Source organism: Pseudomonas antarctica, assembly GCF_001647715.1.
Classification (GTDB): Bacteria; Pseudomonadota; Gammaproteobacteria; order Pseudomonadales; family Pseudomonadaceae; genus Aquipseudomonas; species Aquipseudomonas antarctica_A.
This window is the reverse complement of the sequence record NZ_CP015600.1, coordinates 4,622,936-4,635,711: the sequence shown is the minus strand read 5'-3', so window position 1 is coordinate 4,635,711 and position 12,776 is coordinate 4,622,936. Positions and strand designations below refer to the sequence as shown.

Sequence of the window (12,776 nt, the reverse complement as noted above, 5' to 3'; positions counted from 1 at the left end):
ATTTCGAGGAGCCCAGCGATGACCGAACAATTGCCCAACGGCTACAGCCCGCGCCTGTACAACCAGGATTTGGGCCCACTGCCGCAAAAGTGGACCTGGTACAACATTTTCGCCTTTTGGATGAGCGACGTGCACAGCGTCGGCGGCTATGTATTCGCCGCCAGCCTGTTCGCCCTTGGGCTGGCCAGTTGGCAGGTGTTGATCGCCTTGCTCGCGGGTATTTGCATTGTGCAACTGATCGCCAACCTGGTTGCCAAGCCGAGCCAGCAAGCTGCAGTGCCGTATCCGGTCATCTGCCGGCTGGCCTTTGGGGTGTTCGGTGCGAACATTCCGGCGGTGATTCGCGGCCTGATCGCAGTGGCGTGGTACGGGATTCAAACGTACTTGGCGTCGAGTGCCTTGATCATCGTGGTGCTGCGCTTCTTCCCACAAATGGCGGTGTACGCAGAACCGCATTTCGCAGGTCTGTCCTATTTGGGCTGGTTTGGTTTCCTCAGCTTATGGGTGTTGCAGGCCGCTGTGTTCTGGGCCGGCATGGAATCCATCCGCCGCTTTATCGACTGGGCGGGGCCGGTGGTCTATGCGGTGATGTTTGCCCTGGCTGGCTGGATTGTGTGGAAGGCGGGCTGGGCGAATATCAGCTTTACCCTTGCGGAAAAATCCCTGTCAGGCTGGCAGGCTTTTGGCCAAGTCATTGTGGCGACGGCGCTGGTGGTGTCTTACTTCTCGGGGCCTACGCTGAATTTCGGTGATTTCAGCCGCTACTGCCGCAGCATGCAGGACGTGCGACGCGGCAATTTTTGGGGGTTGCCGGTGAATTTCCTGGCATTCTCGCTGGTGACGGTTGTAATCGTTTCGGGCACCTTGCCGGTGTTTGGCGAAATGCTGCACGACCCGATTGCCACCGTTTCGCGCATCGACAACAGCATGGCTGTGCTACTCGGTGCCTTTGCCTTCGTGACGGCGACCATCGGCATCAATATCGTCGCCAACTTCGTTTCTCCGGCGTTTGACTTTGCCAACGTTGCGCCGAGCAAAATCAGCTGGCGTGCCGGTGGCATGATCGCGGCGGTGGCCTCGATCTTTATCACGCCGTGGAACCTGTTCAATAACCCGCTGATGATCCACTACACCCTGGATATCCTCGCCGCCTTTATCGGGCCGCTGTTTGGAATCCTGTTGGTGGATTTCTATTGGGTCAAAAAACAGAAAATCGATGTGGATGCCCTATTTGATGACAGCCCGAGCGGGCGCTATTACTTCGATGGCGGCGTGAACTGGACGGCGGTCAAAGCGCTGCTAGCGGCGACGCTGGTGGGCGTTGCGATCACGTTCACGCCGGCGTTGCAGGGCATGGCCAACTTTGCCTGGTTTACCGGTTGCTTCCTGGGTGGGCTGTTTTTCCTGATCCTGGCGCGGCGAGAGCAGGTTCGCCTGCCCGCGCCAATGGTTGCTGGCTGACAGCAGCGGCAGGGCGCAGTAACACCGCGCCCGCCACCAACAGGCCTGCACCTGCAATCACCAGCGCCGGTTGCAGGCCGCCGCTCAGATGACTGCTCACCGAGGCCAGCAACGGCCCACTCAATTGACCGATGGCGAAGCTCGCCGTCAGCAAGCCGGTGCTGCGCTGGTAGCCGTGGGGCGCGACGTCCCGCAAGCGTTGCATCACCAGCATCATGCACGCCAGGAACGGCGTACCGCACAGCAATACTCCCAGCGCCAGGCCCCAGCCATTGCCCAGCAAGCAGGCGAACACGCCAGCTGCTTGCAGCCACAGGGTGGTCATCAGCCATCGACGGGTGGTGTGTGGGTGATGCCGGCGCAAGCTCACCACCACGACCCCGATTGCGGCAGCGAGGCCGAAGCACGGCCAGAACAGATCGGCTTGCCACGCACCCTGGAATTGCGCGCTGGCCATCTGCGACAGAAAGGTCGCCGGGATGATGTAGCCCAGGCCGTACAGGAAATAAATCCAGCACAAATGCGCGATGCTTTCGTTGCTGCCCGTGCTGGAGGTGGGAGCAACCGTGGTAGTCGGCTGAGGCAAGAACGGCAGAATTGCCAGCAGCATGACCAGTGCCACCACGCCATAGACGAGCCACAGCGTGGCAGAGCTTTGCCCCAGCAAGTTCGAGCCCAGGGCCAGCAAACCAGTCAGTAAAATCCCCAGCCCCGGCCCGGCAAATACCAAGGCACCCAGGCGTGGGCGCCCGGCGGCAATCGCCAGCGGCTGACTCAAACTGGTGATCATCACCAGCGCCCAGGCACTCGCGACCCCCGTCCCGAAGCGCAGCAGCAGGTGGGGCCAGAACCCATGCGCCCAATACGACGCCAGCGTCAGCAGTACGCACAACCACAGCCCGCCATAGAGACGCCCGCGGACATGATGATGGCTACGGGCAAAAATCGAATCCACCGCACCGACGAAGTAGCCCAGGTAGTTGGCAGCGGCAATCAGCCCGGCGCCGGTCAGGTCGATCTGCCCCTCGCTGAGCAAATGCGGCATCTGCGGCGTAAGGGCGAAACGGCCAATGCCCATGGCCATCATCAGGGCGATAAAGCTGGCGAGTAAGCGAATCAGCGGTGACATGTTCAGGTTTCCTGCAAGGAAGCGAAGACCTTCAGGCTAAAGCGGATTGACTTTCTGTAAAAATGAATAATAGTGAGTAACTTGTTCAGTTTTGGAGAAAGGTATGGAGTTCAGTCAATTGCGCATTTTCCAGGCCGTGGCGGAAGAGGGCTCCATCACCCGTGCGGCCGAGCGCCTGCACCGTGTGCCGTCGAACCTGTCGACACGGCTCAAGCAAATGGAAGAGCAGCTCGGCGTGGACCTGTTTGTGCGCGAGCGCCAGCGGTTGCAGCTTTCTCCTGCCGGCAAAGTGTTGTTGGACTACAGCACCCGTCTGATCGCGCTGCACGATGAGGCCCATGGCGCCGTTCAAGGCGGTCAGCCGGCCGGCGATTTTGTGTTGGGCAGCATGTACAGCACCGCCGCGATTCATTTGCCAAAGTTGCTGGCGCGCTATCACAAGGCTTATCCGATGGTGAACCTGCAAGTGCAGTCGGCGCCCAGTGGTGAACTGCTGGAGGGCTTGATTACCGGGCGCTTGGACGCGGCGTTGGTGGATGGCCCGCTGACCATCGCCACGCTGGACGGGGTGCCGCTGTGCGAAGAGCGCCTGGTGATCATTTGCGAAGCCGATCACCCACCCGTGCGCGGGCCGCAGGATGTTGCCGGCCGCTCGGTGTTCACTTTCCGACGCAGTTGCGCCTACCGCACGCGCCTGGAAACCTGGTTTTCCCACGAGCGCGTGGCCATGGGGCGGGCCATCGAGATCGAGTCCTACCAAGGCATGCTCGCCTGTGTGATCGCGGGCTCCGGCGTGGCATTGATGTCCGAATCCATGCTCGACAGCTTGCCGGGCAAGGACAGCGTGTCCGTTCATCCGCTGACAGGGCCTTTTGCTACTGCGACGACCTGGCTGATGTGGCGAAAGGGTATGCTCGGCGCTAACCTCAATGCGTGGATTGACCTGCAACAGGAAGGTAAAGCCGGGTTTTTGCAGGACGCGCGCGCGATTGCTTGAACGATCCGGGATGATTTGGATCAATTCAGTAATAGTTCGTTGTGGTTTCGTTCAAGCATTACGTAGGACTTAGGGCTACTATCACTGTAGGAAAAGGCGACAGAATTCCCGCCGACCCGCATTACCCGCAAAGGGGGCAACCATGAAAGAGAAAATCCAGAACTGGCTCCATGACGTTGGCGTCGCGCTCGGCTTGATAGAGCCTCCGCTGCAACCGGTGCCAATTCGCACGGATGACGAGCAGCGCCGTCCGCGTCGCCGCTAAGCATTCGGCCGACTCAGCTTAAGTGTGGGAGCGGGCTTGCTCGCGAATCCGCTGTATCAGTCGATAAAAAGTTGATTGGTGCGCCGCATTCGCGATTGAGACCGCTCCCACAGTATTTTTGCGCAATGCACAGAAAACGGCTGCGACATCTCGCGTCGCGCCCGCTGTAGAAATCGCTCTAAATCCCGTATCCCCCAAGTCGCCTGCGCCACCGACACTGCTGGCCGGCGCGACAACCAAATCGCCAATTCAATCGCCAGGGTGATCCACACGGTCGTCCAATACTCGCACGTCAGTCAGGCATTGCGTTCGTGTGTGGAAATTGGACTGCGTGGCTATCAGAAACGGCTGGCTTATTTAGTTCTAAACATACGCGTAGGTTGAGCTCCGACAGGGGAATATTTGTAGCGTTTGCGTTTCTACCCTCTCCTGAAAAGTACCCAAGCATGAATAGCAAACTTCAGGGTTTTTGCGATTTTTTACTTGTGAAGATCTAGATGCCCGAGGCGCTAAGTCAGAATTGTTGGAGACAAGCATGGTGCTCTCTTCCGTTCCGCCAGTTACCACGTCGCTCATCGCCACCACCGAGATTATTTTACATATCGCACCGGTGTCGAAAGGTTGGAAGGCGGACGCCCCGCGCAACGTGGTGTTCTTCCCTCCGACATTAACCCGGCAAGCTCTGCTCTTACAGATCGGGCTCCTGCGGCCATCCATGCTCATCGTCGCAGACCAGACTATCGATGCAGAGGTTATTGACCAATGGCGTACATCCCATCCCTTTGGGGAGCTCTATCTGGTCCGCAGAGGGACGAGTTTGGATAAGGTGCGGTTGGATCTATGCCACGCCAATAACATTCGGGTAGTTAATACGCCAGGGGTCAATGCACCGCATGTTGCTGCCTATATCGCACACTGGCTGACAATGTCTGATGGCTCCATACCCCATGAAGTCTGTGTGCTGGGGTACGGCAATGTGGGAAAGGCGCTCGTCAAGTTGTTACTTGATCGAGACCCGAATGTTCGGATTAAGGTGTTGGGGCGATTCGGTCGAACGCCGGACACTGTCGGGAACGCCAGTTCCGAATCCAGAGTGTCGTTTTTCGTAGACTGGCTTGAGGCGCTGCAAGGGGCTTGTGCTGTCGCCGTATGCGTATCCCTGAATGACGAATCCGCTCATCGTATTGATCGGGCGCTGATCCAGTGCATGCACAAACAAGCTCGCCTGGTCTGTGTCGCCAAGCCGGGTGTCTTTAGCGATGATGCTTTGCAGGCGCTGGCAACGGCGCAAGACATCCAGCTCGTATTGGACTACGGGCCTGCAACATTGGATGCGTTTCGGATTCGCACACAAGCACTCGGTTGTAGTGTCTCCACGTGGTGCAAGCCGGCGACACTGACTACACAGGCAGCAACCACGCAAGCCTGCAATCGCGACCTTGACTATGCGGTCGCGGTTCAGCTGAGCCTGATTGCCCTGCGTGGCCTGGTCAGCCGCAAGCTTGCACAGTCTCTGATGATCCCCTCTCAGCAGGTGTATGCCGGGGCGCCACGGGTGTCGATCATCGGCAGAGGTATCAACGGCCTTCTCCAAGCCGTGATGCTTCGCCTGGCCAATTATCAGGTCACGGTATTCGGAGGGAATCAGCAGAGCGATGGCGCCAGTCATAAGCAGGTGAACATGCGCCATCTGTCAGCAACGGAGACCACCGCAAAGCCGCTGAATAACGATTATCTAACGCCCGGTAATCAGTATTTGGCCGTCGAGTGCAATCGCGCAGGCATTGAATTGTTTGAAAAGCTCCTGGCCGACAACCCGTCCCTGGCACGATTCGCGCGGTCGCGGATTGTACGAGCCTATAGGGACGACGCCACGGGTATAGAGGCCGCTATCCGCGAGCAACGCGATATTGAAAACAGACCCTGGCCGAGTGGCAAGCCGGGAGGTGAACTTGCAGAGATTAATCAACTGCAATTTCAGGCACGTTACGCAATGCCTGGCATCGGTCGAGCGATTGAGGTATCGGGTTACGATCTGGAATTTGTCCCGCTAAAAGATGAAATAGAGGCGCTTTTGCAGCGCTCGGGGGTTCAATTCCTGCCCCAGCGCCTGAACCCGATTCAAATTGCTGATCTGAGCCGAGAACACTTCGTCGTCACTGCCATGGGCGTCGAGGAGCCGGAGGCGGTCGCGATCATTGGCTGGTTTTTCAAGCTGCGCGCTGTGGGTGATGAAGGTGCCGGCATACGCGGGCTCAAGCTGCAGTACGATCTGCCAATCGGCGTCATGAATTGCCGCTTGGACGGGGAATTCATTCTGGTCTCAGGCGGGCAGGTGCCGGCCGATTCTTCACCGGAGAATAAGGCGTCAATACTGGCGGCCTGTCTGGCCGCTGTTGCTCGGCACTTTCCAAACGCCTACCGCAGGGCAATCGAAAGGGGCGACCTGCAAGTTATCGAATGTGCCAGGCCCGGCACTGTAGATGGGCTCTCAATCGTTTATTGGTCCGCTTACAATCGAATTGTGGCTGGGGCGACGTATGCCGCAGGCACAACACAGGGATTGGTATGGGCCTCTTTGGTCCAGGAACTCATCTGCGCAAGAGCGCCCGCTTAAAGGCCGGGATAGCTAAAAGTCCAGCGTTGAATAAAAAAACGGGTGCGACATCCGACGTCGCACCCGCTGAAGAAACCGCTCTAAATTATTTTATAGCTCAAACCGCCCGAGCCACCGATGCGTCCGGCCGTGGCGACAACATACTCACCACCACAAAACTCACCAGCCCGGCCGCCAGGCTGTAATAGATCGGCGTGTTCGCATCCAGCCCATCCTTGAACATGAACACCAGCGCGGTCACGAAGCCCAAGGTCATGGACGCAATAGCCCCCGACGTTGTTGCACGCTTCCAGAAAATTGCCCCCATCAGCGGGACCAACATACCGCCCACCAGCAGGTTGTAGGCCAGGGTCAGGGCGCTGATTACATCATTGACCACCAGTGCGATACCCAGCACGGCAATACCCGTCAACATCGTGAACAGACGGTTGATATTCAGGCTGGACTGCTTGCCACCCCGCAAACGCGGCAGCAGGTCTTCGGTCAATACAGTCGATGCTGCAAGCAAGCCGGCGCTGGCAGTGGACATCATCGCGGCCAGTGCGGCAGCAATCACCAGGCCGCGAATGCCATCCGGCAACGAGGCTTTGACGATGGCGGCGAAGGCATTGTTGACGTTGTCCAGGTTCGGCAGCAGTACATGCGCCGCCATCCCGATCAACGCGCACGCCAGCCCGTAAAGAATGCAGTAGAAACCGGCGAACGTGCCTGCGTACTGGGCGACCTTTTCGTCACGGGCAGTGAATACCCGCTGCCAGATGTCCTGGCCGATCAGGATGCCGAAAAAGTAGATCATGAAGTAGGTGATGATCGTGTCCCAGCCGATTTCGGTGAAGCTGAAATTCGACGCGGGCAACTTGGCCACCAGTTGGTCCCAGCCGCCGACGCGGTACAGGCAGATCGGCAGCAGGATAAACATCAGCCCGACGGTCTTGATCACGAACTGCACAATGTCGGTCAGGGTCAGCGACCACATGCCGCCGATGGTCGAATACACCACCACCACGCCACCGCCCAACAGCACCGACACCCAGAACGGCAGGCCGAACAGCACTTGCAGCACGGTGCCGATGGCCAGGATCGAGGTCACGCCTATCATCAGCGCGTAGGCCAGCATGATCACCGCACTCGCTTGGCGGGCCATGGGGTTGTAGCGTTTTTCCAGGACCTGGGTAACGGTGAAGATCTTCAGCTTCAGCAACGGTTTGGCCAGGAACAGGTTCAGCGCAATGATCCCGGCGCCCAGCGCGGCGCAGAGCCAGAACCCGGAAATGCCGTGCACATAACCCAGGCGCACAGTGCCGACGGTGGATGCACCGCCCAGCACGGTGGCGGCCATGGTGCCCATGTACAGCGACGGGCCCAGGTTGCGACCGGCTACCAGGTAGTCTTCGTGGGTCTTGGCGCGGCGCATGCCGTAATAGCCGAGCACGAGCATGCCGGCGGCGTAGATGAGTACGACGAATAAATCCAAAGCCATGACGGCGGGTCTCCGATTATCGTTTTTATGGGCGATCAGGCGGCTTGTTGCAGCGCCGGTTTAACGCGCGCATCCATGCGCTTGCTGCGAGGGTCGGCTGGGCCGTAGACGGCAGCCGGTTCCGGGAACATGCGAAGCAAGGTCAGGTACACCACCGAGGCCAGCCCCAGCGTCACCGGCAAGCTGATGTCGATGCCATCGGCAAGGTTGCCCAATGGCCCGACAAACTGCCCCGGCAGGTTGACGAAGCACAGGCCCACCAGTGCGCTCGGGATCCAGGCGCCCAGCCCGCGCCAGTTCCAGCCATGGCTGAACCAGTAGCGGCCGCCGGTTTCACCGCGAGTAAACACCTGCAGGTCATCCGGGCAGTAAAAGCCTCGGCGTACGATCAGGCCGATGATCATCATCACCATCCACGGTGTGGTGCAGGTGATGATCAGCACGGCAAAGGTCGACACGCTTTGCACCAGGTTGGCGGCGAAACGTCCGATGAAGATGAAGGCAATCGACATCACCCCGATCAGCAACGTGGCCTTGACCCGTGACAGCAGGCGCGGGAACACGCTGGACATGTCCAGCCCCGTGCCATACAGCGACGTGGTGCCGGTGGACATGCCGCCGATTACCGCAATCAGGCACACCGGCAGGAAGAACCAGGTAGGCGCGACGGCCAGCAGCCCGCCGACGTAGTTGTTGGCCGCGATGTAGTCCGGCGCCTTGATGGCCACGATGGTCGCGGTGGCGAGGCCGAACAGGAACGGGATCAAGGTGGCGATCTGGGCGGCAACCACGGCCAACATGATGCGCATTTTCGGTGTTTCACGCGGGATATAGCGCGACCAGTCACCGAGGAACGCGCCGAAGGAAATCGGATTGCTCATGGCTACCAGTGCTGCGCCGATGAACGCGGCCCAGAAACCGGTCTGGCCCATGGCGACCGTGCCGGCGAAGTGGCTGTCGAACGCCGGTGCAAAGGCGAAGATCCCCAGCAGGAACAGCAGGCTCGCCGCCCATACCGCAATGCGGTTAACCCACAGCATGAAGCGAAAGCCGTAGATGCACACGGTCAGTACGAGCATGGCGAACACGCCGTAAGCCAGGCCCAGGGTCAGGTCGGTTTCCGGCAGGCCGATCAGACGTTTCGCACCACCGACCAGCGCATCGCCCGAACTCCACACCGACAGTGAGAAGAAGGCAATCGCCGTCAGCAGCGACAGAAACGAGCCTACAATTCGCCCGTGCACACCAAAGTGCGCACCGGAAGACACCGCGTTATTGGTGCCGTTGATCGGCCCGAACAGGCCCATGGGCGCCAGGATCAGTGCGCCCACCAGCACGCCCAGCACGATCGCCCAGACGCCGGCCTGGAACGACAGGCCAAACAGCACTGGGAACGCGCCCAGCACGGCGGTGGCAAAGGTGTTGGCACCGCCGAAGATCAGTCGGAACAGATCCTTGGGGCTGGCGGTGCGTTCATGGTCCGGGATCTGTTCGACCCCGTTGGTTTCTATTTTGCGAATACTGTTTTCGTTGTTTTTATTATTCATGATCAGCTCCGATCACATTGGCTAAGGGGGCGGCAGCCCTTCCGGCATAGCGGACAAATGTTCGTGACAGGCCAGCCACAGGCCTTCTTGTTGTTCTGTGCGTCGCCCTTGCCGTGTGAAGACAATGGTCTCGCGCTCCTGGCTAAAAAATTGCTCCCCGTTCATGCGCAGCTCGGTGGCCACGTCATGAATAAATACCGCCACGTTACCCTGCAGGCTGACAAAGGCGTTGCTTGAGGTGCAGGACAGCACCTCAAACCCCTCGTCCCGACGCCAGCTGTCCCACAACACCTGATAGGCATCGCGGCTGAGCAGCGGCTGGGGGAGGGTGTAGAACACAAAGCTGGCATCGACAGTGAACGCGCCGAAATAGGCGGCGCGGTCATTGCGCGCGAAGGCTGACACCAGGTCGGCCGCGGCTTGCAGCACGGCTTGCGTGCTCATCAACGATGCGCCACGCCGGGCAGTACGCAGAGCATCTCGTACAGCAGGTTGGCACCGAGCAGCGAGGTGTTGCCGGTGGTGTCGTAGGGCGGCGAAACTTCTACCAGATCGCAACCAATCAGGTCGAGGCCCTGGCAGCCACGGATGATTTCGATCGCCTGGATGGTGGTCAGCCCGCCGATTTCCGGGGTGCCGGTGCCGGGCGCCCAGGCCGGGTCGATGCCGTCGATGTCGAAGCTCAGGTACACCGGGCCGCCGCCGACTTTTTCACGCACTTCGGCCATCAGCGGCGCGAGAGAGTGGTGCCAGCATTCTTCAGCCTGGACCACGCGAAAGCCCTGTTTGCGGCTCCAGTTGAAGTCTTCGGCGGTGTAGCCCTGGGCACGCAGGCCGATCTGCACCACACGGTCGCAATCGAGCAAGCCTTCTTCCACCGCGCGGCGGAAGGTGGTGCCGTGGGCGATTTTCTCGCCGAACATATGGTCGTTGACGTCGGCGTGGGCATCGATGTGCACCAGCCCGACCTTGCCGTGTTTCTTGTGGATCGCCCGCAGGATCGGCAGGGTGATGGTGTGGTCGCCGCCCAGGGTCATCGGGATCACGTTGTGCTCAAGAATCTCATCGTAGGCTTCCTCGATGATGCGCACGGCGTCGAGCAGGTTAAAGGTGTTGATCGCCACGTCGCCAATGTCCGCAACCGACAACGAGTCGAACGGCGCGGCGCCGGTGGCCATGTTGTAGGGGCGGATCATCACCGATTCGGCACGGATCTCACGCGGCCCGAAGCGGGTGCCGGCGCGCAGCGAGGTGCCGATGTCCAGCGGCACGCCGACAAAGGCGGCGTCCAGGCCTTTGGCCGTTTGCAGGTGGGGAAGTCGCATCATGGTGGCGATGCCGGCGAAGCGCGGCATTTCGTTGCCGCCCAGTGGTTGGTGGAAAATCTTGTCCACGGGATTGCCTCATCATTGTTTTGTTTATTAGGGGCCGATTCTGCGAAAAGCCCGGGGCAGGAAGAATCGGCAGGCGCAAATACTTAGTTCAGATTTTTCTAAACTAATGCCTGAGGTAAACTCCTCTGTCTGTGCTGGGATTGACCGATCCTTCCTGACGAACGCCGTCCAAATGTGGGATCGCGGCGCATTAGCTGAATCTGGAGAACCCATGGCCAACGCCTTGCCCGACCTGAAACTCCTGCGCATTTTCGTCAGCGTCGTGCGGCACCAGGGGTTCGCCAACGCCCAGCACGAACTCAACCTGTCGACGTCGGCCATCAGCACTTATATGAGTCAGCTGGAGTCAGCGTTAGGGCTGGTGTTGTGCCATCGCGGTCGCGGCGGTTTCAGCCTCACCAGCAAGGGCGAGCTGTTCCATCAGGAAACCTTGCGTCTGCTCGGCGAGCTCGAAGGCTTTGAGCAATATGCTGCCGCGCTCAAAGGCGAGTTGCGCGGAACCCTCAAGCTCGGCGTGCTCGACTCCACGGTCAGCGACAAGGCCCTGCCGTTCGCCGAAGTCATTGGCGCCTACAGCCTGGAACACCCGGCCGTGCACCTGCATTTGTCGGTGATGAGCCCATACGAATTGCAACTGGGCGTGCAGGACAACCGGCTGGACTTGGCCATCGGCGCCTTTTCCAACCGCATGAGTGGGTTGATCTACATGCCGCTGTACCGCGAGCAGCATTGGCTGTATTGCAGCACGCGACACCCGTTATTCAACGAACGGCGTATCCCCGAACAAGTGATTACCCAGCAACGCATGGTCGGTCGTGGCTACTGGAGCCAGGCCGAACTGGCGCGTCACGGCTTCAAACACAGCGCGGCGACGGTGGAAAGTATGGAGGCGCAGTTGATTCTGGTGCTGTCCGGCGCCTATATCGGCTACCTGCCCGAACACTACGCCCAGGCCTGGGCCGACAAGGGCGAATTGCGTGTACTGCTGCCGGCGACCTTCGGCTACCAGGCGCCATTCTCGATGATCATGCGCCGGGGGCGTAGCCGAGAACCGCTGATCCAGACCTTCCGCGACCTACTCAAAGCCCAGCTCAACCAGGCCTGAAAATCATGTCCAGACCCCAGTGTTCCCGGTGCCTCAGGCCCATCACCCATTGCCTGTGCCCGCTGATCCCCAGCCTCGACAGCCGCACCCGCGTGTTGCTGTTGCAGCACCCAAGCGAGGTCAACCACGCGCTCAATACCGCGCGGTTGGCGGCGTTGGGGCTGAACAATGCGCAATTGGTGGTTGGCGAGGTATTCGAGGACTTGGCCACGTTGTTGAACCCGCCCGGTTATCAAGCGCGCCTGCTGTTTCCCGCTGATGACGCTCAGCCTTTGCAAGTGTATGCACCTGAGGACCCGCCACTGTTATTAGTGGTGCCCGACGGCACCTGGCGCAAGGCGCGCAAATTGTTGCACCTCAATCCATTGTTGGCTGCATTGCCCCGGGTAACCTTGGCCGAGGGTGGCGTTTCGCGCTATCGGCTGCGCAAGGCACCGGGGCCAGGGGCGTTGTCGACGGTAGAGGCCATTGTGCAGGCATTGCAGGTGTTGGAAGCGCCGACATCCTTTGAGCCTTTGCTCAAGCCATTCGAAGCGTTGATCGAGGGGCAAATCGCGGCAATGGGGGATGAGGTGTTTCAGCGAAATCATGGCGATGGACCGTTGGGTTAGCAGGTTCACCGAGGTGCTGCTGTCGCTGGCAAGCCAGCGCCCACACGGGACCACTGAAGGCCAAATGTGAGAGCGGGCTTGCCCGCGAGAGCGTCCTCCCGATCAACACATCACTCGCTTATTCCTATAAGCCATAAGCACCGCACTTTGCGTGATATGGCCCGCCGGCC

At 59.7% G+C, this 12,776-nt stretch carries 11 protein-coding genes; 6 read left to right on the top strand and 5 right to left on the bottom strand.

What is annotated here, in order from left to right; genetic code table 11:
• Positions 1-18: 18 nt before the first annotated feature.
• Positions 19-1,461, top strand: a complete 1,443-nt coding sequence (locus A7J50_RS20970; protein ID WP_064453529.1) for an NCS1 family nucleobase:cation symporter-1 — start codon at positions 19-21, stop codon at positions 1,459-1,461.
• Here the strand turns inward: A7J50_RS20970 and A7J50_RS20965 are convergent.
• Positions 1,373-2,590 (bottom strand): MFS transporter, encoded by a 1,218-nt coding sequence (locus A7J50_RS20965; RefSeq protein ID WP_064453528.1) that lies wholly within the window; start codon positions 2,588-2,590, stop codon positions 1,373-1,375. The two genes, A7J50_RS20970 and A7J50_RS20965, sit on opposite strands and share 89 nt — an antisense overlap.
• A 103-nt stretch (positions 2,591-2,693) precedes the next feature.
• Between A7J50_RS20965 and ptrR the strand changes: the two genes are divergently transcribed.
• The 3 genes from ptrR (at position 2,694) to A7J50_RS20955 (ending at position 6,469) form a co-directional block, all read left to right on the top strand.
• Positions 2,694-3,587 (top strand): putrescine utilization regulator PtrR, encoded by an 894-nt coding sequence (ptrR, locus tag A7J50_RS20960; protein ID WP_064453527.1) that lies wholly within the window; start codon positions 2,694-2,696, stop codon positions 3,585-3,587.
• A 142-nt stretch (positions 3,588-3,729) separates the two neighbouring features.
• The gene (locus A7J50_RS32110; protein WP_256347311.1) at positions 3,730-3,852 is read left to right on the top strand and encodes a PA1414 family protein; all 123 of its coding nucleotides are present in this window, start codon (positions 3,730-3,732) and stop codon (positions 3,850-3,852) included.
• A 535-nt stretch (positions 3,853-4,387) separates the two neighbouring features.
• A complete protein-coding gene (locus A7J50_RS20955) occupies positions 4,388-6,469 on the top strand; it encodes an FAD-dependent oxidoreductase (RefSeq protein ID WP_064453526.1) in 2,082 nt (693 codons plus the stop codon).
• A gap of 97 nt (positions 6,470-6,566) precedes the next feature.
• On the opposite strand, the gene A7J50_RS20950 is transcribed toward A7J50_RS20955, so the two are convergent.
• Genes A7J50_RS20950 through speB form a run of 4 tightly spaced genes read right to left on the bottom strand, consistent with a single transcriptional unit; the run spans position 6,567 to position 10,890 of the window.
• The gene (locus tag A7J50_RS20950; protein ID WP_064453525.1) at positions 6,567-7,949 is read right to left on the bottom strand and encodes a sodium:solute symporter; all 1,383 of its coding nucleotides are present in this window, start codon (positions 7,947-7,949) and stop codon (positions 6,567-6,569) included.
• Between the two features lie 35 nt (positions 7,950-7,984).
• Complete coding sequence (locus A7J50_RS20945; RefSeq protein ID WP_064453524.1) at positions 7,985-9,496, bottom strand: purine-cytosine permease family protein; 1,512 nt, start codon at positions 9,494-9,496, stop codon at positions 7,985-7,987.
• 21 nt (positions 9,497-9,517) lie between these two features.
• Positions 9,518-9,940 (bottom strand): YybH family protein, encoded by a 423-nt coding sequence (locus A7J50_RS20940; RefSeq protein ID WP_064453523.1) that lies wholly within the window; start codon positions 9,938-9,940, stop codon positions 9,518-9,520.
• Entirely contained in the window at positions 9,940-10,890 is a 951-nt protein-coding gene (gene speB, locus A7J50_RS20935) for an agmatinase (protein ID WP_064453522.1), read from the bottom strand. The genes A7J50_RS20940 and speB overlap by 1 nt, the downstream gene beginning before the upstream one ends.
• Positions 10,891-11,101: 211 nt before the next feature.
• On the opposite strand from speB, the gene A7J50_RS20930 reads away from it, so the two are divergent.
• Complete coding sequence (locus A7J50_RS20930; RefSeq protein WP_064453521.1) at positions 11,102-11,995, top strand: LysR family transcriptional regulator; 894 nt, start codon at positions 11,102-11,104, stop codon at positions 11,993-11,995.
• Between the two features lie 5 nt (positions 11,996-12,000).
• Positions 12,001-12,606, top strand: a complete 606-nt coding sequence (locus A7J50_RS20925; protein ID WP_064453520.1) for a tRNA-uridine aminocarboxypropyltransferase — start codon at positions 12,001-12,003, stop codon at positions 12,604-12,606.
• Positions 12,607-12,776 lie beyond the last annotated feature (170 nt).